General features: G+C 37.9%; 17 protein-coding genes and 1 riboswitch. Of the genes, 3 read left to right on the forward strand and 14 right to left on the reverse strand.

The features are described 5' to 3' along the window. Window positions 1–133 precede the first annotated feature (133 nt). Window positions 134–3619 (forward strand): PAS domain-containing hybrid sensor histidine kinase/response regulator, encoded by a 3486-nt coding sequence (locus AC1MPL_RS01650; protein WP_479763707.1) that lies wholly within the window; start codon window positions 134–136, stop codon window positions 3617–3619. A 52-nt stretch (window positions 3620–3671) separates the two neighbouring features. Here AC1MPL_RS01650 and AC1MPL_RS01655 read toward each other — a convergent pair whose 3' ends face one another. Beyond that, complete coding sequence (locus AC1MPL_RS01655; protein ID WP_479763710.1) at window positions 3672–4322, reverse strand: response regulator; 651 nt, start codon at window positions 4320–4322, stop codon at window positions 3672–3674. Between the two features lie 362 nt (window positions 4323–4684). Here AC1MPL_RS01655 and AC1MPL_RS01660 point away from each other — a divergent pair, with 362 nt between their 5' ends. After that, entirely contained in the window at window positions 4685–5614 is a 930-nt protein-coding gene (locus tag AC1MPL_RS01660; protein ID WP_479763712.1) for a mechanosensitive ion channel family protein, read from the forward strand. Here the strand turns inward: AC1MPL_RS01660 and AC1MPL_RS01665 are convergent. The 5 genes from AC1MPL_RS01665 to prfB form a co-directional block, all read right to left on the reverse strand. Then, entirely contained in the window at window positions 5611–6324 is a 714-nt protein-coding gene (locus AC1MPL_RS01665) for a 16S rRNA (uracil(1498)-N(3))-methyltransferase (RefSeq protein WP_479763714.1), read from the reverse strand. The genes AC1MPL_RS01660 and AC1MPL_RS01665 overlap by 4 nt on opposite strands. Continuing rightward, complete coding sequence (locus AC1MPL_RS01670) at window positions 6321–7598, reverse strand: 3-deoxy-D-manno-octulosonic acid transferase (protein WP_479763715.1); 1278 nt, start codon at window positions 7596–7598, stop codon at window positions 6321–6323. Before AC1MPL_RS01670 ends, AC1MPL_RS01665 begins: the two co-directional genes overlap by 4 nt. A gap of 152 nt (window positions 7599–7750) precedes the next feature. After that, window positions 7751–8818 carry an alkene reductase gene (locus tag AC1MPL_RS01675; RefSeq protein ID WP_479763717.1) on the reverse strand — a complete coding sequence of 356 codons (1068 nt, stop codon included), beginning with the start codon at window positions 8816–8818 and terminating at the stop codon, window positions 7751–7753. 36 nt (window positions 8819–8854) lie between these two features. Further along, window positions 8855–9157 (reverse strand): ArsR/SmtB family transcription factor, encoded by a 303-nt coding sequence (locus AC1MPL_RS01680; RefSeq protein WP_479763718.1) that lies wholly within the window; start codon window positions 9155–9157, stop codon window positions 8855–8857. Window positions 9158–9313: 156 nt separating this feature from the next. Next, a protein-coding gene (gene prfB, locus AC1MPL_RS01685; RefSeq protein WP_479763719.1) for a peptide chain release factor 2 occupies window positions 9314–10409 on the reverse strand; the annotation gives its coding sequence in 2 pieces (ribosomal slippage) (window positions 9314–10336 and window positions 10338–10409; 1095 coding nt in all). Window positions 10410–10749: 340 nt separating this feature from the next. On the opposite strand from prfB, the gene AC1MPL_RS01690 reads away from it, so the two are divergent. Then, complete coding sequence (locus AC1MPL_RS01690; RefSeq protein ID WP_479763721.1) at window positions 10750–11526, forward strand: putative porin; 777 nt, start codon at window positions 10750–10752, stop codon at window positions 11524–11526. A 40-nt stretch (window positions 11527–11566) separates the two neighbouring features. Here the strand turns inward: AC1MPL_RS01690 and recJ are convergent, their stop codons facing one another. The 8 genes from recJ to AC1MPL_RS01730 all read right to left on the reverse strand — a co-directional run bounded on the left by recJ (window position 11567) and on the right by AC1MPL_RS01730 (window position 23552). Beyond that, window positions 11567–13273, reverse strand: coding sequence for a single-stranded-DNA-specific exonuclease RecJ (recJ, locus tag AC1MPL_RS01695; protein WP_479763723.1), 1707 nt, complete (start codon window positions 13271–13273; stop codon window positions 11567–11569). Further along, window positions 13274–13930, reverse strand: a complete 657-nt coding sequence (gene pdxH / locus AC1MPL_RS01700; protein ID WP_479763725.1) for a pyridoxamine 5'-phosphate oxidase — start codon at window positions 13928–13930, stop codon at window positions 13274–13276. After that, on the reverse strand, window positions 13927–15270 hold the full coding sequence (glmM, locus tag AC1MPL_RS01705) for a phosphoglucosamine mutase (RefSeq protein WP_479763727.1): 1344 nt from the start codon (window positions 15268–15270) through the stop codon (window positions 13927–13929). The genes pdxH and glmM overlap by 4 nt, the downstream gene beginning before the upstream one ends. A gap of 151 nt (window positions 15271–15421) precedes the next feature. Then, window positions 15422–16888 carry an IMP dehydrogenase gene (gene guaB / locus AC1MPL_RS01710; RefSeq protein WP_237411171.1) on the reverse strand — a complete coding sequence of 489 codons (1467 nt, stop codon included), beginning with the start codon at window positions 16886–16888 and terminating at the stop codon, window positions 15422–15424. Window positions 16889–17080: 192 nt separating this feature from the next. Continuing rightward, window positions 17081–17656 (reverse strand): TMEM165/GDT1 family protein, encoded by a 576-nt coding sequence (locus tag AC1MPL_RS01715; RefSeq protein WP_479763729.1) that lies wholly within the window; start codon window positions 17654–17656, stop codon window positions 17081–17083. 72 nt (window positions 17657–17728) lie between these two features. Beyond that, window positions 17729–17859: riboswitch (yybP-ykoY riboswitch) on the reverse strand. 164 nt (window positions 17860–18023) lie between these two features. Next, complete coding sequence (locus AC1MPL_RS01720; protein WP_479763731.1) at window positions 18024–20003, reverse strand: 2-oxo acid dehydrogenase subunit E2; 1980 nt, start codon at window positions 20001–20003, stop codon at window positions 18024–18026. 2 nt (window positions 20004–20005) lie between these two features. After that, window positions 20006–22723: a pyruvate dehydrogenase (acetyl-transferring), homodimeric type gene (aceE, locus tag AC1MPL_RS01725; RefSeq protein ID WP_479763733.1), complete on the reverse strand. Its 2718-nt coding sequence runs from the start codon at window positions 22721–22723 to the stop codon at window positions 20006–20008. Between the two features lie 238 nt (window positions 22724–22961). After that, on the reverse strand, window positions 22962–23552 hold the full coding sequence (locus tag AC1MPL_RS01730; RefSeq protein WP_479763735.1) for a M23 family metallopeptidase: 591 nt from the start codon (window positions 23550–23552) through the stop codon (window positions 22962–22964). Window positions 23553–23633 lie beyond the last annotated feature (81 nt).

Genomic DNA, 23633 nt, shown 5'->3' on the forward strand with positions numbered 1-23633 from the left:
ATGCTCATGCCAAAGACTTTATTGGCATGAGTTATCATCACTTTATTGTTTTATTTCATAACCGTTGATAAATTCGCTCAAGCACATGTCACATCAGTTATTATAAGATCAAATCTGAATGCTTTAGGTTCTTATGAATAGTCTGCTCATCATTGGCACACTCATCTTATATATTTCCATACTATTTATCTGTGCCATATTTGGTGAAAAGTATGCCATGCATCTGAGTGCAAAACGCAGAATGCTACTGTTTAGTCTAACACTTGGTGTGTATTGTTCTTCTTGGACATTTTATGGTGGTGTCGGCGAAGCTGTAAGGCATGGTATTAACTATTTACCCATTTATTTAGGGCCACTTTTTTTTATCAGTTTTGGCTATTATATTTGGCGCAGAATTGGAAAAATTCGACAATATCACTCTATTGCATCTATTTCAGATTTTATTTCAGCACGATATGGTAAAAGCGGTGCGCTTGCTGCAATGGTTACTATACTTTCTGTTGTCGGTACTGTGCCTTATCTTGCACTCCAACTTAGAGCAATCTCTTTAAGTACAGTCGCGATCTTGCCCGAAACTGCTTCTGTTCACCTGACCACCAATATTGTACTTTGCTTAACTACAATCATGGTCATGCTTTCAATGATTTTTAGTACACGTCAGGTTTCAAATACAGAGCAGCATGCAGGACTCATGCTTGCTGTTGCTATTGAATCCTTTGTGAAAATTTTTGCCTTACTGTGCGTTGCGTTATTTTTTATATTTATACACCCAAACAGCTTGAGTTTACTATCACATGACTTAAAGCAACAATACGCAAACATGCAAATCTCGGGCGTACCCGAAACATTTTGGACGCAAACCATCTTAGCAGCCCTTGCTATGATCTGCCTACCTCGGCAGTTTCATGTAGCCGTCGTTGAACTTAGAGATGAGCAACATATTAAAGGTGCTCGAAAATGGTTTTCTATATATTTAATTCTCACAGCAATTGCTATTTTTCCTATTGCAAGCTGGGCATTACATTCAGACATTAGTTTATTTGGCATTCCAGATATTGCTGTTCTCACACTGCCACTAAACTATCAACATGAATGGTTAGCACTCCTTGCATTTCTTGGTGGATTTTCAGCATCTACAGGAATGCTACTTGTTTCCTCTGTCGCAATTTCTACCATGCTCAGCAATGACTTAATTATGCCTGCAATGTGGCGATTAGGTATTATTTCTCGGCATGATGAAAGACTACCATCGGTACTAAAAATCGCACGGCGTGTTTCCATTGCTTTTGTAATGGTGCTTGGCTTCCTTTTCTATCATGTATTTGACAGTGTTGATCAACTTTCGATTTTAGGTTTACTTGCTTTTACTGCTGTCGCTCAGTTTTCCCCAGCGCTCATTGGAGGGTTATATTGGCGTGGTGGCAGTAAACAAGGCGTATATGCAGGACTAATTGCTGGGTTTATCATGTGGGGTTATACCCTATTATTACCAACCATTTTAAAACATGTTTCTCCTGCACAATTCTCATTAGATCATCGTATTTTAACAGATGGTTTATTAGGGATTCATATTCTTCGACCTGAAGCGTTATTTGGCTTTTCTTCCCTTTCTCCACTCACACATGGTGTACTTTGGTCACTTGGTCTAAATGTTTTACTGTATGTTTGGGTATCACGTGTTTATCGACCAAGTCTTGCAGAACAAATTCAGGCAGAAAGTTTCTTTTACTATGAAACAAAGATTTTACCGTCAAAACAACAGGCAGATGATACAAACTACTTTAATGCAGACAGTTATAGGCTCAAAGTTGCAGATTTATTGGCACTTGCGGGAAGAGTCACAGGTGAAAAGCAGGCTCAACAAGCCTTTGAAAAAATTGCAAAGCGTTACCATTTGGTTCTAAATCCCAATCACATTGCCAATGGCATTTGGTGGAGATTTACTGAACAGTATCTTGCCAGTACGATTGGTGCAGCTTCTGCACGAACACTATTAAAAACGGCACTCGTCAATAATGGTTTAGGTGTTGCCCAAGTTGCAAATATCCTTGACCAAGCTTCTCAATGGCAACGCTTTAGCCAAAACCTACTCATGACCATGATTGACCATATGGCACAGGGTGTTAGTGTGGTAGATGCAAATATGTGTCTTGTTGCATGGAATACGCAATACCTTACACTATTTGGCTACCCACAAGAGCTCGTATATGTTGGCTGTCCTGTCGCAGATCTCATTCGTTATAATGCAGAACGTGGTGAATGTGGGCCTGGTCCTATAGAGGAGCATGTTCGTAAACGTATTCACTGGATGAAAGTTGGAAATCCTCATGAATATGAACGTGTACGTAAAGATGGAAAGGTCATTCAAATTCGTGGCAACCCGATTGAAGGCGGTGGATTTGTAACAACTTTTGCAGATATCACACCATTTAAAGAAGCTGAAGCTATTTTAGAAGCACGTGTGACAGAAAGAACAAAACAATTAGAAACTGCGCTAGCAGAGCAACAACTTGCACGTGAGCAAGCAGATACAGCCAATATGTCAAAAAGCCGTTTTATTGCTGCAGCAAGTCATGACCTTTTACAGCCAATGCATGCTGCTCGCCTGTTTAGCACTGCATTAGAACAAAGCATTCATCAAGAAGAAGATCGTAAAACCTTACAACAGCTCGATCGTGCCTTATATGGAGCAGAAAGTATGCTTTCTGCATTACTGGATATTGCACGCCTTGAAGGTGGAACAATTCAACCCAAACGACAAGCTTACCCACTACATGATTTACTCAGTGATCTCAAAATGCAGTTTCAATCGATTGCAGCCCAACGTAATATCAAATTTCATGTGCATGATGCAAAGTTTTGGATTGATACTGACCAACAATGGATTAGACGTATTATTCAAAACTTTGTAAGCAATGCCCTTCGCTATACCGCAAAAGGAAAAATTGTCGTTGGTGTATTACGAAGTGCCTCACAACCTAACTATATTCGTATTGGTGTTTGGGACACAGGGCCTGGTATTTCTGAAACACAAAGAAATAAACTATTTCAAGAATTTGAAAGATGTGGACACACTTCACCATGGGGGGAACAAGGCTTAGGCCTCGGACTCGCAATTGTTCAGCGCATGACACATATGCTCAATTATCCAGTCCATGTCTATACAGAAATTAATCGGGGTTCATGCTTTATGCTTGAAGTGCCTGTTATAGATGCACCCAAGCAAGCCAGTATGGATTTACCAACAGTAAGTACAAATCATCAGAGTTACAAAATATTATGTTTAGATAATGATGAAGCAATTCTTGAAGGTATGGTCACACTACTAACAAAATGGGGTTATGAAGTCTTTAAAGCAAGAGAGCCTGAAGAAGCTGAAGAAATACTAAAGCGTGAAAACATTCAAATTTGGCTGATTGACCAACATCTTAATCATCATAAACGAGGATTAGATTTTATTGAAAAAAATCGTCAGCAGCATCAGGTTCCTATTGCACTCATTACCGCAGACTCTGATCCTGAACTTCCTCAACGCCTTAAAACACTCAATATCATGCTACTGCGAAAACCTTTAAAACCCGCTTCTATGCGTGCATGGATTTCAAGACTAAAAGTTTAATCCATAAAAAAGCGAGGTAAATCCTCGCTTTTTTATGAGAAATAACTACAGATTATATTGTTTTTTCACTAATATTGAGTGCGCTAATCGCAAGTACAGCTTGTGTACGATTCTGTACATTCAACTTTCTAAAAATCGCGGTAACATGTGCTTTAATTGTTGCTTCAGAAACATCTAAATCATATGCAATTTGTTTATTTAATAAACCTTCTGCCACCATCATTAATACACGGAATTGCTGTGGTGTAAGAGATTGTATACGTTCTGCCAATACCGTTTCATCATTGCTACAAGCATCATTTATATTATGTGCAGGTATGTTTGCAGGAAGCCAAAGGTCACCCTCTAATACCTGAGTAATCGCAGTACTAATATTGTCAGGATTTGCAGACTTTGGAATATATCCCATTGCACCATGCATAATAGCGCGACGAATAACTGAAGTCTCCTCATGTGCAGAAACAACTACAATAGGAATTGTTGGATATTGTGCGCGCACATGAACAAGTGCTGAAAATCCTGAAGCACCGGGTAAATTCAAATCTAACAATACGAGATCTGGTTCCGCACCACTTTCAAGATACTCATAGAATTCTTTAACAGTTGCTTTTTCTTGAATTTGAGCTTGAGGTAGACCATGACGCACAGCTTGTATTAAAGCATGGCGAAATAAAGGGTGGTCATCAACGATTAGTATATTCATAATGCGTTTGGCCATATCCGTGTAATGTATGCAAAATGCTGTCTTTACTATAAAAACAAGTCAATCAATATTACAGATATTTTACTATTTGTATCTACTTTTTAGTCTAAAATCATATTTTTTTTATCGACCAATAATTTTTATTATAAAAATCATTATCTTAATTATGAGAAAATAGTGGCCTATTCAGCCATATATATCTATTTGTAGAACTCAAGCATAAATAAAATCGAGTTAATTTACATTTTATTCATATATATGAAAACAAATCCTATTTTCATATCGTTTATGTAATTAAGGAGTTAAACTCAACTCTAATTTAAGGCACAATATATGTAACCCTATCATTATTGGAAAAAATTGTGGCAGAACAAACTACAAATGCTATAACAAATGCAGGCAATAAAGCTGCAAATATGTTCGGTCAGAGTGGACAATATCATGATGCATATCTGACTATTGATGGTATCGTCAATAGCTTTTGGGAGCGTGTTCCATACCTATGTATTGCTATTGTCGTATTCATCATCTTTTGGCTACTTTCAAAAGTATTTAAAGTCTTTGTTGCTAAAGCACTATCAAATCGTCCTTATGCAAGACAAAACCTTGTACTTGTACTCAACCGTGTCGGCAGTACATTCATTATTTTCTTTGGTTTCCTTATCGCATTAGTGATTGCCATTCCAGGGTTCACTCCTGGGCAACTTATGAGTGCTTTAGGAATCGGTTCTGTTGCAATTGGTTTTGCATTCAAAGATATTTTTCAAAATCTACTCTCAGGCATTCTTATTTTATTGAGTGAACCTTTCCGTATTGGTGATGCAATTGTATGTAATGGCTTAGAAGGAACCGTTGAAGACATTCAAATTCGAGCAACAACTTTACGCTCGTACGATGGTCGTCGTCTTGTGATTCCAAATGCAACGGTTTATACAAGTTCAATTACCGTTGTTACTGCATATACACAACGCCGTTGTGAGTTTAATGTTGGTATTGGATATACAGATGACATTAAAAAAGCAAAAGAGGTTGTGCTTAAAATACTAGCAGATAGTAAAAATGTACTAAATCAACCTGCAAGCATTGTGAATGTTACAGCGCTTGGTGACTTTGCAATTAATGTTAATATTCGTTGGTGGATTGATACCAGTAAAATAACGATTGCAAACTCTACAAGTGAAATTCAAGAACTTGTAGTTGCTGAGTTTGCAAAGAACAACATCAATATTCCATATCCAATTCAAGAGCAAATTACTCAAGCACCTGCAAAAGCACTAGAAACTCAAGTTTAGTAAGCAGCTAAACGCCCAAGTAAATAAGAAACGGCTGTTTCTGTTCTAAGTATACGGTTGCCAAGTTGAATAGCTTGGCAACCATTTTTTATGAGTAAATCAATCTCATAAGGAATAAATCCACCTTCTGGACCAATAATAATAATGCCCTGTTCAGATGCAATATCCCTAGGTAATGTATTTTCAACATATGGGTGTGCAACATATACCCAGTCTTTTTGCTTAATCATTTTAGGTAAGACATCTTCAACGAACGGCTTAAATCTTTGATAAGTTTGAATTTCAGGTACATAAGTATCCCCCGCTTGCTCTAACCCTAATGTTATATAATCATCAAGTTGCCTTAAAAGCGGACTTTGCCAATAGCTTTTATCTACCCGAAAACTATGCAATAAAATAATTCTTTCCACACCTAAAGTAACACTATCCATAATTAAACGGCGTAAAACTTTCGGTCTAGGCAATGCAAGTACAAGTGTGATCGGACGTTTTTCAGGAACTAGTACTTTTTCTACCGCCTTTACTTCAACCTCTATTGCATTCATCGCAATAATTTCAGCAGTATAACGTTCACCATTACGTATACCTACTTTTAAAGTATCTCCCACTTTTGCATTTAAATGCTCATAAATATGTGCTAATTGTCTTTGCTCTCGAATAAACCATATCGATTTATTTTTCTCAGATTCAGGCAATAGAATAATATTCATATGAATTGATCGATCAATTTAATATGACGTGCGACTGAACCTTGATTTTTATGGAAAATCTTATTGGCTTGTTCAATCATTTCTTGTTGCTGTTGCTCATCATTTAAAAGTGCATATAGTAAGTTTGCAGCTTCTTCAGCCGACTGTACAACTTTCACACCTTTATTTTCTACAAACTCATCGACTAATGTTTGAAAATTAAAATAATTTTTACCGAGTATGGTCGCTACATTCATAGATATCGGTTCAAGGATATTATGCCCACCACCAGGTTCATTCAATGAACCACCTACGTAACTCACTTGACTTAAAGCATACCAAATCCATAGTTCTCCCATACTATCGGCTAAATAGACTTGTGTATTTTTATCAATAGGTTGCTCTAAGCTACGGCGGTGAATCGTTAATCCGAGATTCTGAATAACATGATACACTTCATCAAATCGTTCAGGATGGCGTGGTACAACAATACATAATAGTTGAACATCTTTTTTAAGCTGATGTTCTAAAGCACTTAAAATATTCTTTTCTTCATCTGCATGTGTACTTGCCAAAACAATAATTTTTCGACCTTGCAAATGCCAGTCTTGATATATGGCTTTGGCAGTAGTCACTGCCTGTTCAGGTGGTTGAATATCAAATTTAATATTACCAACCACACTCATCGACGCCGTATTTTTTCCTAAAGATGCAAAGCGTGTATATGTTGCCTCATCTTGTGTAGCAATCCAATTCAACTGCGAGAGCATCGGTTGTGTTAAGCGCTTAAATTTGGCATAACCATTTGCAGATTTTTCTGAGAGTCTCGCATTCAATAAAAGTTGAGGAATTCCTTTTTTAGCCACAATTGCAAGCAAATTTGGCCAAAGCTCTGTTTCCATTAAAAGTAAAATTTTAGGCTGATACTGTTTTAAAAACTTCTCGACTTGTTCTTGTGTATCAATCGGTAGAAAAACGGCTTGAAATGATAAGGGGAACTTTTCCGCAAATAATGATTTTACTCTTGCCTGACCTGTTTTTGTTGTATTGGTTACAAGTACATTCCTACCTTGTTTTAAATAGTGCTCAATAAGTGGTTGAGCAGCATTGGTTTCTCCAACAGAAACCGCATGAAACCAAATAACATCGGTATTTAAAGCAGGTATAAGCTCTCCAAATCGTTGTTTTAATTCTTCATTTAATGCCACTGCACTATCTGATCTTTTTTTAACTCGCCAACGATAAAGCGGCTGAATACACTGAAGTAGAAACTGATACCAAAATGGAGGCTGCAATGAAAAAATCCTTATCTACGTTGGGTGAAATTTTACACATATCACGTGATAAAACTCACCATAAAATCATCGAAAATTATATCAAAGGATTTAAAGTTACACATAATAAATAATGAGAAAGCAAAATCATCATTTCACTTTCTCAAAGCTATCTATTCAGCAAATACAGGATAATCTGTATAGCCTGTTTCCAACGGTTTTTCAGGGTTTGGATACATCGTTGAGGTATCTAAATCATTTAAAGGTAAATTCTTCGTTAAACGTGTTAAAAGGTCAGGATTGGCAATATATAACTTACCAAAAGAGACTGCATCTGCACGATTTTCCGCAAGCATCTGCTTAGCAGAGTCTGCGGTTAACCCCTCATTTGCAATCCAAGCACCTGTAAACTGCTCACGTAATTTAGGGCCAATACTATCTTCAGCTTCATACTCACGAGAGAAAATAAAAGCGATATTGCGCTTACTTAATTCTTTAACAACATAACTAAATGTTTCTAAAGGATAATCATCATGCATGTCATGTGAATCACCACGTGGTGCAATATGCACACCAACACGCCCAGCTCCCCAAACACCAATTAACTCATCAACCACTTCAAGAAGTAACCGCGCACGATTTTCTAGGTTACCGCCATATTCATCTTCACGTGCATTTGTACCACTTTGCAAGAACTGATCAACCAAATAGCCATTAGCAGCATGCAACTCAACACCATCAAAACCTGCTTCTTTAGCAAGTTCAGCACTATTCTTATAAGCCAAAATAATTTCTTTAATTTCAGAAACTTCAAGTGCCCTAGGTGTTACATATGGACGTATTGGACGCAATAGACTAACGTGACCCTCTGGTTGGATTGCACTTGGTGCAACTGGTGTTTCGCCATTAAGTAAGCTTGGATCTGAAATACGCCCCACATGCCAAAGCTGTGCAACAATTTTTGAGTCTTGCTCATGCACAACATCTATAATTTGACGCCACGCTTCTGCCTGTTCTTTATTCCATAACCCAGGTGTATTGGCATAGCCAACAGCATCTGCACCAATTACAGTTGCCTCAGTTAAAATTAAACCTGCATTTGCACGCTGTTTATAATATTCAACCATGATTGATGTCGGTACACGAGATTCATTGCTACGCGCACGAGTTAATGGTGCAAGGACTAAACGATTTTTGAGGGTAAGATCGCCCATTTTTAATGACGAATTTAGATCTGCCATGATATTTCTCACTTCACGATACACTTAATTAAATTACTAGAGTGTTTTTTGTAAATGTTCAATATATTGCTGAATCAATGCTTCGTTTCTAGAAAAATAAGACCATTGTCCATGTTTTTTTACAGCCACCAAACCTGATTTCTGTAATATAGACAAATGATTAGACATGGTAGATTGTGCAACTTTGCCAAGCTGCTCAATTTGTCCTGCACAAACACCTTGTTGTAAATCACCTGCATATCCACCTGCTATAAAGTGTTCATGAGGTACTTTAAGCCAAAGTAAAATTTGACGCCTTAAGGGGTTTGCAAGCGCCTTACTAATTAAATCAATATCCATAATTAAACTATCTAAAGACATTACTAGAAAATGGCATTGCTTAACAATCACTAATATCGAATATACACGATACCAATATCGAAATAAATAGATTTATATATCTATTTATTTCGATTTTATTGTAATGCCACTTCTTTTATCTATAACAGTACTCTGTTATAGCCCTTTTTTCAGACTTGCCTCAATAAACTTGTCTAAATCACCATCAAGTACCGCAGTGGTATTGGTGTTTTCAACACTTGTACGTAAGTCTTTAATACGTGAATCATCGAGTACATATGAACGAATCTGGCTACCCCAACCAATATCAGACTTAGAGTCCTCAAGTGCTTGTGCAGCTTCATTACGTTTTTGCATTTCTAGCTCATACAACTTTGCACGAAGCAACTTCCAAGCGCGATCACGGTTGGCATGCTGTGAACGCTCATTCTGACATGCTACAACCGTTCCCGTTGGCGTATGTGTCAAACGAACCGCCGAATCCGTTTTATTAATATGCTGACCACCAGCACCAGATGCACGATAAGTATCTATACGCACATCTGCTGGGTTAATATCAATTTCAATATTGTCATCTACTTCAGGCGATACAAACACTGCACTAAATGATGTATGACGGCGATTACCGCTATCAAATGGCGATTTACGCACAAGACGATGTACACCTGTTTCAGTTCTTAACCAACCAAATGCAAACTCACCTTCAACGCGAATCGTCGCAGACTTAATCCCTGCCACATCACCATCTGAAACTTCCATTAGCTCTGCTTTAAAGCCATGACGTTCAATCCATCGCATATACATACGCAATAGCATAGATGCCCAATCTTGTGCTTCAGTACCTCCCGAGCCTGCTTGAATATCTAAGAAGCACGGATTTGGATCCATCGGATTACTAAACATACGACGGAATTCTAACTTCGCCAATGCTTCTTCTGCTGTATTCAACTCAGATTCAACATCAGCAAGTAAGCTTTCATCATCTGCTTCAACAGCAAGGTCTAACATTGCTGTTGCATCTTCAAGCTGTTCAGCAAGCTGATCCAATACATTTAGAACATTTTCAAGCTCACCTTTTTCACGGGCCATCGCTTGGGCACGATTTTGGTCATTCCAAATTGCAGGATCTTCTAACTCACGTAAAACTTCTTCTAAACGTTCTTTCTTAAGATCGTAGTCAAAGATACCCCCGTAATGTCTCACTACGATCAGATAGGTCTTTTAATTGGTTTAGATAAGGATTAATTTCCACGTGAATTTCTCTCTACAGACTTTAAATACTCTTTCTATTTTACCATATTGCTTATCTCATACATCAAATAAAGACAATTCAGCAAACTATTAGACTCTGACTTCCAGATTATTTTTCATACGAAAATAAATTAATTATGGTAATATCACATACTTACAACATTTTTAATAAAACATAACAATATTAAATATCAATAAAAATCAATATCTTAAAATAACTAAATTACATAATATTACGTTTGTACATTTTGATTACGTGTAGCTAGTTGACCATAGTTTTTTTTCACATAGACTAAAAGTTGTAACAAAAGATGAATGTGAATTTTCACAGGAGTATCATCATGAAAAAGACATTTATTGCAGCTGCAATCCTTGCAGGTCTTGCATTTACGGGAACAGCAAATGCCTACCAAACTGAAGTTGGGGGCTCTTATAGCTATTTAGACCCTGATCAAGGCAGTGGTGTTAGCCAATTTGGGGTAAATGGGACATACTACTTTAACCCAGTACAAATCAAGAATTCACCACTTGCAGAAGCTGCATTTTTAGATCGTGCAAGTAATGTAAATGCTGCTGTAAAATACGGTGACAATGACGGTACAAAAAACTCCACTTATGGAATAGGTGCTGAGTACTATGTACCTAATTCAGACTTCTACTTAGGTGGTGGTGTTGCGCGTGACGAATATAAAGTAAAACGTTACGGCGTAGACAATAAAACTACGCGTTACAATGCAGAAGTTGGTTATCTACCTGCACCAGGTTTATTGGTTGCAGTTGGTGTACAAGGTTATGACGTAAAAAATGGTGATGATGGTGCAGATCCAACATTACGTGCAAAATACGTAACACAGTTAGGTCAACACGATATTAATGTAGAAGCACGTGGTGTATTTGGTGATGGCAACAACAAACAATACTATGTTGGTGGCGACTACTACATCGATAAAACTCTAAGTGTTGGTGCTGACTATACAAAAGACAAATCTATAGACCAAGATCAATGGGGAATTACTGCGAAAAAATTCTTCAACGAAAATCTTAGTGTAAATGGTCGTCTTGGTTTCGGTGATGATAATTACAACACTTATACTGTAGGTGCATCTTACCGCTTCTAATATCTTACTTTATAAAAGCCATGCAATTGCATGGCTTTTTTTATAGCGAATATAGATGTTTAATTTTAAGTTGTAAATTCACTCTGCCATTAAATTCATTTTTATCTAATGTATATACAAGATAGATTTGATCTTTATTTTCATTAAATTCAAATTTGTCGAAAGCATTAAATGCAATTGCATCAAGTTGCTGACCTGAAGATAACGCCAAAGTGAGTTTAAGGTGCTTATCTTTTAACCATCGATAATTAATCAATTTAAAAGCACCTTCAAATACTGGCGATGGAAAATTCTGTCCCCATGGGCCAAGTGCCTCAATATCATCAATAGTTTGTAAATTAAAACCCTTTTCTTCGAGTTGTCCATCTGTCCAAATCGTTGCCTCTAATAGCTGAGGATCGACTTCCGACACATATTTTTCAAAACAAGATTTAAACTCATTAAAATATTTTTTCTCTATGGTTAACCCTGCTGCCGCTGCATGACCACCAAAGTAACGAACAAGGTAAGGATATGTTTCTGCAACCTTTTCAATCATATCTCGGATATGAATGCCTTCAACCGAGCGAGCAGAGCCTTTGATATGAATACCATCTTCATCAGGTGCAAATACGATACTTGGACGATGAAACTGCTCTTTTAAACGCCCTGCCACAATACCAATTACGCCTTGATGCCAATGTGGCTCAAATAATACTAAAGCACTTGGAAGCTGTGTGGTATCTAACTGAATTTGAGCCAAAGCACGTAATGCCTCCTCTTTCATTTCAGTTTCAACTTGGCGTCTTTCTAAATTCAACTGTTGTAACTGTCTTGCAAGTGCATATGCCTCGGAAAAATCATTAGATAACAAACAATCAATACCAATACGCATGCTGTCCATACGACCTGCTGCATTTAGCCTTGGACCCAAAACAAAACCAAAGTCTTCTGCACTTAATGTATTAAAATCACGACCTGCAACATCAAGTAAAGCCAAAATACCTGCACGACATTGACCACTTTGAATTTGCTTTAAACCCATCTGTATTAAAATACGATTGTTATAATCTAAAGTTGCTACATCTGCATACGTACCAAGTGCGACTAAATCTAAATACTGTGTCACTGACGTAACTTTTTTATTTTGTTGCTTACGTAACTTCATTAAGCTCGCAAGAATATAAAAAGCAACACCGACTCCTGCAAGGGCTTTACTTGGAAAACTACAGCCCAACTGATTTGGATTCACAACTGCTTCCGCTTTAGGCGGTTGCTTTGTAGTTAGGTGATGGTCTGTAATAATAACTTTCATACCATACGACTGTGCTCGCGCTACACCTTCATGGCTTGAAATACCATTATCAACTGTTATCAATAAATCAGGTTGATACGTATCGTATACTAAATCAGCAATTTTAGCTGTCAGACCATAGCCATACTTAAAACGATCAGGCACGATATATTCAACATTTGCATTTATAGCACGTAGCACCAAAACCATAATGGCTGTACTAGTTGCACCATCAGCATCATAATCTCCTACAATGACAATCGTTTTATTAGACTCAATGATGTCATTAAGCAAAGTCACTGCACTTTCTAAACCTTTTAATGTCGGTTTAAGCAATCGTGGCAACTTTAATTCTAGCTCTGAAGATGATTGAATTTCACGGCGGGCGAGAATATTAGCCATAAATGATGAAAGCCCTAGAAAATTATCAGGGCTTGTTTTAAGTGGTCTTTGACGAATATGTAATATAGACATTTATGGCATTAAACGCTGAAGTACCCAAGTCGCATCTTTTTTTGTATATTGAAGACGATCATGTAAACGATTAGGGCGACCTTGCCAAAATTCATAAGAAGTTGCTTGTAGACGATATCCACCCCAAAAAGATGGCTTATCTAAAACAGACTGCTGTTTCACTTCTTCAGATAAAGTTTCAAACTTTTGTTGTAAAATCTGTCTATTTTCAATCGCACCACTTTGCGGTGTGCTTACATGCGCAGCAATTTGGCTATCTCTAGGTCTTTTATGATAATAGTCTGCTGACTCTTGCTCAGAAATTTTAATAACTTGACCATGAATACGAATTTGACGCTCTAGACTAGGCCAATAAAATAAGATTTCCGCAAATGGATTTTTTGCCAGATCTAACCCTTTTTGACTATCGTAATTCGTATAAAAGTCATAGCCTAAATCTGTTGCACCACGCAATAGTACCGTTCGCACATGTGGATGCCCTTGCTCATCTGCTGTAGCAAGATACATTGCATAAGGCTCATGAAGTTGCGCCTCTAGTGCAAAATTAAACCAGTTTAAAAATTGCTTATGTGGATCATTTAAAACTTGGTCTTCAACAAGCTCACCCTGTTCATAGCTTAAACGTAGCTCACTTAGATCTTTAATTGTATCTATCATTCTGCACTCTCCTCAGCATACTTACGAATTAAATTAGCCAAGTTATTTGCTAAAGTAGTAACTTCTGTTGCGTGTTCCCCTTCAACCATAACACGAATCATTGGCTCTGTACCTGACTTACGAATAAGAAGGCGTCCACGACCCTCAAGCTGTTTTTCAGCCTTTTCAAATGCTTCTACCAAATGTGGTACAGCAAATGGATCAATCATTTTTTCTAAACGTACATTCACTAAAATTTGAGGAAATAATTTTAGTTCTGAAGTCAATTCATGTAATGATTTTTGCTGATACACCATTACTGTAAGCACCTGCAATGTCGCAATAATTGCATCACCCGTGGTGCTTTTATCGAGTGTTAAAATATGACCTGATGGCTCTCCACCAATATTCCACTGTTTTTCTGCCAATGCTTGCAATACATAACGGTCACCGACATTTGCACGAATAAATGGGACTTCTACTTGCTTAAGCGCAAGCTCAAAAGCCATATTACTCATCACCGTACCAACAATGCCTAAAGGTTTTTTCTTCACTTTTGTTGCTAAAACATAAAGAATATGATCACCATCAATCAGATTTCCTTTATGATCCACAAGTACAACACGGTCTGCATCACCATCAAATGCAACACCTAAATCAGCTTGATGCTCAAGCACTGCTTTTTGTAAAGCCTGCGGATGCGTTGAGCCACAATTTTCATTAATATTTAAACCATTTGGCTCATTATAAATCGTGACAACTTTAGCCCCAAGCTCTCGAAATACTGCAGGCCCGACGTTATAGGCAGCACCATTTGCACAATCGACAACTATTTTTAAATTTCTTAAATCATAATGATATGGAAAAGTCGACTTACAAAACTCGATATAACGACCATTCGCATCTTTTACACGAACACTCTTACCAAGATCAGCTGTATCTTCAATTAGAATTTCTTTTTTAAGCTCTTCATTAATTTCATTTTGAAGGCTATCAGCCAATTTCTTTCCTTCAGCCGAAAAGAATTTAATCCCATTATCAAAATATGGATTATGAGAGGCAGAAATTACAATTCCTGCATCTGCATGCAATGCACGTGTTAAATGTGCTATTGCTGGTGTTGGCAGAGGTCCTAGCAAGTGAACATATACACCTGCTGCATTTAAACCCGACTGTAATGCAGACTCTAAAATATATCCTGAAAGACGTGTATCTTTACCAAGCACTACTACAGGTTTATGATTAAAACTATGTTTTTTTAATACTTTACCAGCAGCAAACCCCAGTTTTAATGCAAACTCTGGTGTAATTGGAAGCTGTCCAAATTTTCCACGTATCCCATCTGTGCCAAAATAACTCATGTGTCTCTCATACAGTCAAAACTTTTACTGTGGGTAATATATAAATCTATACCCAATGTATATTCATAATTTGAAATACTTTACACCAAAAACAAAAAAAACCGTCATCATAATGACGGTTTTCCTACAGTTAACTTACTTAAAGTATAAATTAACCAAGTTGATAGTTTGGTGCTTCTTTAGTAATGGTTACATCATGTACATGAGATTCTTTCATACCTGCAGAAGTAATTTTTACAAATTTTGCATTGTGACGGAGATCATCAATCGTTGCAGAACCTGTATAACCCATTGAAGAGCGAAGACCACCCATCATTTGATGTAAGATTGTGCCCATATTTCCTTTATAAGGAACACGACCTTCAATACCTTCAGGAACAAGTTTTTCAGCACCTGCTTTTGCATCTTGGAAGTAACGGTCAGCAGAACCTGAAGATCCTGCCATAGCACCTAAAGACCCCATACCACGGTATGCTTTATAGTAACGACCTTGGAAAAACTCAACTTCGCCTGGTGCTTCTTCAGTACCTGCAAGTAAAGAACCAACCATAATTGTGCTTGCACCTGCACCAATGGCTTTAGACATATCGCCAGAGAAACGGATACCACCATCAGCAATTAAAGGAATTTGCTCTTTTAATGCATTTGCTACGCTATCAATTGCAGAAATCTGTGGAACACCAATACCTGCAACAATACGAGTTGTACAAATAGAACCTGGACCAATACCAACTTTTACCGCATCAGCGCCAGCATCTAATAATGCAAGTGCAGCATCACCTGTTGCAATATTGCCACCAATCACTTGAACTTGAGGGAAGTTTTTCTTCACCCAGTTTACACGATCAATTACCCCTGCTGAATGTCCATGTGCAGTATCTACAACAATTACATCTACACCAGCTTCAACTAAAGCTTCAACACGAGATGGTGTTTCTGCACCAGTACCGACTGCTGCACCAACACGTAAACGACCTAAATGGTCTTTAGAACTATTTGGGTAAGACTCTGCTTTGCGGAAGTCTGTTACTGTAATTAAGCCTTTGAGTGCTTGATTATCATCAACTACAAGCACTTTTTCAATACGGTGCTTTTGTAATAATGCTTGAATATTTTCTTTAGATTCACCTTCACGTACAGTAACTAGACGCTCTTGTGTCGTCATTAAATTACTAACAGGCTGTTCTAGATTTGTTTCAAAGCGTGTATCTCGTCCAGTAATAATACCAACAACACGGCCATCTTTTACAACAGGCAAACCACTAATATTATTTGCTTGTTTAATTGCAATAAGCTCACGTACTGTTGTTTCTGGTGTAACAGTAATAGGGTCTTTGACCATACCCGCTTCGAATTTCTTAACACGGCGAACTTCAGCCGCTTGTGCAGCAATATCCATATTTTTATGAATAATACCAATACCACCATTTTGAGCCATTGCAATTGCCATACGGGCTTCAGTAACCGTATCCATAGCAGCAGAAACAAGAGGAACATTCAGGTGAATATCACGTGTTAAACGCGACTTTAGAGAAACATCTTTTGGGAGGACAGTAGAATAGGCAGGCACTAAAAGGACATCATCGAAGGTTAGCGCTTCTTGAATGATGGTTAGCATAACAATCTCACTGGTTAATTCCGTGAGCCATTATAAACAAATTTCATTTTAAATTGCATCGTTTCTTTCATTTTCTTTTTTATAGTTTTTTATGTATTTGGTCTTTATTTCTGCAAGACATTTTTCATTTTTGAAATTAATCAAAACAAATATATAAAAGTCATGCTTATTTTATAAATAAACATGATTTCATTAGAAATAATAATGTTCAGCGAGTGTACTTATTCCAACTACTAAAAATATGATTGCACCAATTTTATGAATAAGTGCAATAGGCAATCGCCCAGCTAAACGATCTCCAATAAAGACAGCCGGTGCATTAGCAATGATCATTCCAATAGTTGTACCTAGTAAAACAATCCAAATACTGTCAAATCGTGCAGAAAGTGCTACCGTTGCAATTTGTGTTTTATCGCCAATTTCGGCAAGAAAGAAAAGAATAAATGTTGATCCAAAGACACCAAAACGTTGCCATTGATTAATACTCTCTTCCTCATCATCTAATTTATCTGGAATGAGCATCCAAATTGCCATAGCAATAAAACCTATCGCCAAAATCCATATCATAACTGTAGGACTTACGACCGTTGTTAACCACTGACCCAAAACTGCAGATATACCATGGTTAATTGTAGTGGCTAAAACAATAGCAATAAGAATAGGAACTGGCTTACGAAAACGCGCGGCAAGTAATAAGGCAAGAAGTTGTGTTTTATCACCCATTTCTGCAAGAGCAACAACAGCAACGGAAATTAGGAAGGCATACATATATGTTTTCCTTGGCTGGCAATAGCTACCAATGATTCATCTCTCCTGCCAGCCAAAAGTTGCAGAGTGATAAATCAAAGGTCTTGCCAACAAAAGAAAAATTTGGTTCTTTGCTATGATGACCATGTTCAAGAGAACAAGTATGTTGACCATCATCTATTTACAATAATTGTAAATAGCGGCTACTCCCCAATGAAGTTGTTGATAATTATATAAGTTTTATCATTGATTGCAATCTTTAATGGATTAAAAAATTTACTCTTACTCTAAAACATATCTTAAATTAATCTTAATTAATTGTTTTACAGACTATTCTTTTAAAATATAAAAAACCCCGCCGTAGCGAGGTTCTCATTATAAATTTACACTACAGTAATAATGAACGAATATCTTTCAATAATTTCGTTAACTTATTTGTAAATCTTGCAGCATCTGCACCATTAATCACGCGATGATCATAAGACAATGAAAGCGGCAACATTAAGCGTGGATCAAAATCTTTACCATTCCAAACTGGTTGAATGGTTGCAGGTGAAATACCTAAAATTGCAACCTGTGGCCAGTTTACAAGCGGTGTAAATGCCGTTCCACCAATGCTACCTAAACTTGTAATTGTAAAGTTTGCACCTTGTAGATCTTTTGGAGAAAGTTTTTTCTCACGCGCCTTTTTACTTAGCTCACCCAGTTCAATCGCAATTTCTTTAATTGATTTTTGATCAGGATTACGAATAACTGGCACTGTTAATCCATCTGGTGTTGCTACTGCAATACCCATATGAATTTCATTACGAAGCAAGACACTTTTTTGATCATCTGCCAAATGTGCAGCAAAATAAGGCTCTTCTTTTAGTAGATGTGCAACCGCTTTTGCAATAAATGCAAGAATGGTTAAGCTAATGCCTTGCTGTTTAAATCCACCTTTAAGTTCACCACGCCATGCTTCTAAATCAGTAATATCAGCATGATCAAATTGTGTAACTTGTGGAATAAAATTATTTAATGACAGTTGCGGTACAGATACTTGCTGTAAGCGTGTCATTGGCTTTTCTTCAACACCACCAAATGCAGTAAAGTCAGGTAATTTAGGCAGTCCAGCAGCGGGTGCTGTAGTCGTTGCTTCAGCACTTTTAGGTTTTTCTGTTAAACGCTGTTTAACAAAAGCAAAAACATCTTCTTTCATTAAACGCGCATGTGGACCTGATGCTTTCACTTCAGCAAGAACCACACCCAACTCACGTGCAAGTTTGCGTACAGCAGGGCCTGCATATACTTTCGCATTGTCCGCTTGTTGCTGTTTCGTTAGTTTTTCAGTAGATGTGTTTGCTTCAACAGGAGATGTTTTTTCTACAGCTTGTTGTGGTACAGATGAAGCTTTAGGCGCAGTCGCTTGCGGTGCAACAGGCGCATTCACTTGTTGTGGCTTTGAACTGCCTTTAACTTCAATTGTTGCAAGTTTCATACCTTGCTTGACGCTTTGTCCAACTTCAACATGTAAAGCAGTAATTACACCTGACTCGGTACTTGGTACTTCCACAGTGGCTTTATCAGACTCTACAACAATGATGCTGTCATCTTTTTCAATCGTATCACCCACTTTTACCAATATTTCAGCAATAGCTGCTTGATCAACACCTAAGTCTGGTACTGCTATTTCAACAGAACCACCTGATGTTTGAGTAGATGATGCTTCTTGTACTTGAACTGTTGACTCAACAGGCTTTTCTGCTTGCTGAGGTGCTGAGGTAACAGATGCAGTATCTTGTGAAGTAGTAGTTGTTTTTAATTTAATAAGAACAACACCTTCTTGAATGAGGTCACCTTCTTTCACTGCAATGCTTTCAACAACTCCTGCCGAAGTACATGGTACTTCAACAGTTGCTTTATCCGACTCAACCACAACAATACTGTCGTTCTCTTCAATAGTATCGCCAACTTTAACAAGAATTTCGCCAACTGTTGCTTTTTCAACACCAATATCAGGTACTTGAATATCAATTACTTGTGAAGAAGTCGATGTCTGAACAGGTACTGTTTCTACTTTTTCTTGGGTAGAAGCTTGCGTTGCAGATGGTTCTACTTTCTCTTCTTTTTTTGTTTCACTTGGTGCAGCAGATTGTTGCTCTGAAGATGAGATTTCAAGAAGTGGAACACCTTCTCCGATTTCATCACCCTCTTTTACAAGAATCTTCGTCACTACACCTGCTGAAGTACTTGGTACCTCAACAGTTGCTTTATCCGACTCAACAACAATAATGCTGTCATTTTCTGCAATGGTATCGCCAACTTTAACAAGGATTTCGCCAACAGTTGCTTTATCGACACCAATATCAGGTGTTTTGATTTCCATGCTTAGTTCTCCTCACCTGCTTGATCTTCACGATACTCAGCAACGGGTTGTACCTCAGGATGCGCTTGTGGTGCCCATGCAACAGGACGATCCGTATCTAATTCAAATGATGAAATAGCATCTTTAACTAAGCGGTTATCGACTTCACCTTCATCTGCTAATTTTTTCAATGTTGCAACAACAATATGAGCAGCATCTACACCAAAGTAGCTACGAAGGTTTGCACGTGTGTCTGAACGACCAAAACCATCTGTTCCTAATGTTACATACGGACGGTTGTCTGGAAGATATGCACGAATTTGCTCACTATAGGCACGCATATGGTCTGTTGCTGAAACAACAATACCATCTGTTGGGCGTAATTGCTGTGATACCCAAGACTCTTGTGCCGTTTCGTCCATTGGATGTAAGCGGTTATGTTCTTCACATGCCATACCGTCACGTGCAAGTTCATTAAAGCTTGTTACACTCCAAACATTTGAGTGAATTTGATATTCATCACGAAGAATCTTTGCAGCTTTAATCACTTCACGCAAAATAACACCTGAACCCAATAGCTGAACAGTCGCTTTTTCATCTTCTTCAAATAAATACATACCACGCTTAATTCCCTCTTCAACACCTTGTGGCATTGGTGGGTGTTCGTAGTTTTCATTCATTAATGTTAAGTAATAGAACACGCGCTCTTGGTCTGCATACATACGTTTTAGACCATCATGCATAATTACAGCAAGTTCATAACCAAAGCACGGGTCATAAGACACACAGTTCGGAATTGTTCCTGCAAGAATATGAGAGTGACCATCTTGGTGTTGTAAGCCTTCACCATTTAGCGTAGTACGACCTGCGGTTGCACCGAACAAGAAACCTTGTGCTTGTGCATCACCTGCTGCCCATGCAATATCACCAATACGTTGGAAGCCAAACATTGAGTAATACATGTACATTGGAATCATTGGTAAGTTATTGGTTGAATAACTTGTTGCCAACGCTGCCCATGCACTCATTGCACCTGCTTCGTTAATCCCTTCTTGCAACATATGACCATCTTTTGCTTCACGATAGTTCATCAGTTGCTCTTGGTCTTCAGGGGTATACTTCTGACCGTGTGCAGCATAAATACCTAGCTGACGGAACATACCCTCTAAACCAAATGTACGTGCTTCATCGGGAACGATAGGTACAACATGATTTTTCAGTGCTTTTTCTTTAAGTAAAGCAGAAATTAAACGTACGGAAACCATGGTAGTCGATTGCTCTTTACCACCACTTCCTTTTAATACAGCATCAAATACAGAAAGCTCAGGAATTGGTAAAGCCGCACTTTCTTTACGACGTGCAGGCAAATAACCACCGAGTGACTCACGGCGCGCTTTCAAATACTTCATCTCAGGTGAGTTTTCACTTGGACGATAGAACGGTAGCTCTTCTAACTGCTCATCATTAAACGGTAAGTTAAAGCGGTTACGGAAGTATTTTAATGATTCCAACTGCATCTTTTTAATTTGGTGCGTCTTATTAACTGCTTCGATTTCGTCTGAAAGACCATAACCTTTTACAGTTTTTGCAAGAATAACAGTTGGCTGACCATTACTTTGTGTCGCTGCTGCATAAGCTGCATATACTTTATGTGGATCATGTCCACCACGTTGTAATGCATCAATATCATCGTCACTTAAGTGTTTTACAAGCTCTTCAGATTCTGGATATTTACCAAAGAACTTTTCACGGGTATAAGCACCACCTTTCACTTGATAACGCTGATAATCACCATCTACAGTTTCATCCATACATGCTTTAAGGGCACCTGAGTGATCTTTTGCAAGTAGTGGATCCCACTGACGACCCCATACCACTTTAATAACGCGCCAACCTGCACCACGGAATAAAGACTCTAATTCTTGTATAATTTTACCGTTACCGCGTACAGGACCATCAAGACGCTGTAGGTTACAGTTTACAACCCAAATAAGATTATCTAACTTTTCACGACCTGCAAGTGAAATTGCACCTAAGCTTTCAGGCTCATCCATTTCACCATCGCCTAAGTATGCCCATACCTTACGGTCTTCTTCTTTAATCAAACCACGATTCATTAAATACTTTTGAATATGTGCTTGATAGATTGACATAATTGGCCCAAGTCCCATAGAAACTGTCGGGAACTGCCAATAGTCAGGCATTAAATAAGGGTGCGGGTAACTCGGTAAACCATTTCCATTCACTTCACGACGGAAATTACCCAGTTGTTCTTCTGTTAAACGCCCTTCTAGGAATGAGCGTGCATAAATACCAGGCGCACAGTGACCTTGGTAATAAATCATATCACCGCCAAAGCTATCACTATTGGCACGGAAAAAATGGTTAAATCCAACATCATACAACGTTGCTGAAGATGCAAAACTTGCTAAGTGACCACCTAAATCATCGCCCGTTTTGTTTGCACGCAATACCATTGCTAATGCATTCCAACGAATAAGTGCGCGAATACGACGTTCCATGCTTGAGTCACCCGGCATAGCAGGCTCTTCTTCAACTGAAATCGTATTTAGATATGGCGTATTAAGACGCTGGATAGGCACATGTTTTGCAACAGCTTGTTGATACAATTTTTCCAATAAGAAAGCGGCACGCTCTGTGCCCATATGTTGTAAAACAGAATCAAAGGCATCTTGCCATTCTTGGGTTTCTTGAGCGTCGGAATCACCATAATACGCCATATTTCACCTTTCCTTCATCATTATCAATAACCGCCTATAGTTTTACCATGTTTTTATGGCTATAAGTAATGGTTACATTTGAATACAACTATATCTCGACATTTCGTAAATAAATACCGATGAATTTAAACCACTTTAAACACAAAATTACGATGTAAGTAATTCAATGCTAAAGCCCTATTTTTCTAGCTTATACAGAGTTCACTAACCATATTATACATCAGTTTTTATATGCAACTTATGGCAGCATTGCTAAATAAGTTTCAGGGTTTTTACGCTTTCCATCAAGTACAATTTCATAGTGTAGATGTGCACCTGTACACCTGCCAGTACAACCTACCTTTGCAATTTCATCACCCGCATTTACATAGTCACCAACTTTAACCAATAACCGTGAAGCATGTCCATAACGTGTTAAATAACCATTACCATGATTAATTTCGATAAATTGACCATATCCTTTCACCCAACCTGCTCTAACAATTAATCCTGAGCCTGAAGACAAAATAGGCGTTCCCGTTGGTGCGGCAAAATCGACACCTGAATGCCCTTCCCTTTTCCCAAACATAATACGCTCACCAAAATCTGAACTCATACGCGTATTTGGAAGTGGATGTTGTTTCAACCATTGCATCACAGCATTTTTTTCTGAAAACTTTTTATTTCTGGATACTACATTGGCTACAATCTTTGATGGATATTTTTTATCCAAACCACTTTGCTGCCTACCTGATTTAATATCCTCTTGACTGCTATAATTTTCAATTAAATCTGCATAGGTAAATGGTGTTGATGCAATCATAGATAACGCAAAAAAAATACGGCGCATAAATCTTCCCATTTATGTTAGGTTAAACCTAAACCGTTTCATATTTCTTGTTTGACTCAACTCAATCACATTACTATCCTT

It is taken from the genome of Acinetobacter sp. N1-1 (genome assembly GCF_056711485.1).

Bases quoted from the DNA above. Each gene is read 5' to 3' on its own strand.
- AC1MPL_RS01650 (WP_479763707.1), top strand. From the start codon at position 134: ATGAATAGTCTGCTCATCATTGGCACACTCATCTTATATATTTCCATA.
- AC1MPL_RS01655 (WP_479763710.1), bottom strand. From the start codon at position 4,322: ATGAATATACTAATCGTTGATGACCACCCTTTATTTCGCCATGCTTTA.
- AC1MPL_RS01665 (WP_479763714.1), bottom strand. From the start codon at position 6,324: ATGAATATTATTCTATTGCCTGAATCTGAGAAAAATAAATCGATATGG.
- AC1MPL_RS01675 (WP_479763717.1), bottom strand. From the start codon at position 8,818: ATGGCAGATCTAAATTCGTCATTAAAAATGGGCGATCTTACCCTCAAA.
- AC1MPL_RS01680 (WP_479763718.1), bottom strand. From the start codon at position 9,157: ATGGATATTGATTTAATTAGTAAGGCGCTTGCAAACCCCTTAAGGCGT.
- AC1MPL_RS01690 (WP_479763721.1), top strand. From the start codon at position 10,750: ATGAAAAAGACATTTATTGCAGCTGCAATCCTTGCAGGTCTTGCATTT.
- recJ (WP_479763723.1), bottom strand. From the start codon at position 13,273: ATGTCTATATTACATATTCGTCAAAGACCACTTAAAACAAGCCCTGAT.
- pdxH (WP_479763725.1), bottom strand. From the start codon at position 13,930: ATGATAGATACAATTAAAGATCTAAGTGAGCTACGTTTAAGCTATGAA.
- glmM (WP_479763727.1), bottom strand. From the start codon at position 15,270: ATGAGTTATTTTGGCACAGATGGGATACGTGGAAAATTTGGACAGCTT.
- guaB (WP_237411171.1), bottom strand. From the start codon at position 16,888: ATGCTAACCATCATTCAAGAAGCGCTAACCTTCGATGATGTCCTTTTA.
- AC1MPL_RS01715 (WP_479763729.1), bottom strand. From the start codon at position 17,656: ATGTATGCCTTCCTAATTTCCGTTGCTGTTGTTGCTCTTGCAGAAATG.
- AC1MPL_RS01720 (WP_479763731.1), bottom strand. From the start codon at position 20,003: ATGGAAATCAAAACACCTGATATTGGTGTCGATAAAGCAACTGTTGGC.
- aceE (WP_479763733.1), bottom strand. From the start codon at position 22,723: ATGGCGTATTATGGTGATTCCGACGCTCAAGAAACCCAAGAATGGCAA.
- AC1MPL_RS01730 (WP_479763735.1), bottom strand. From the start codon at position 23,552: ATGCGCCGTATTTTTTTTGCGTTATCTATGATTGCATCAACACCATTT.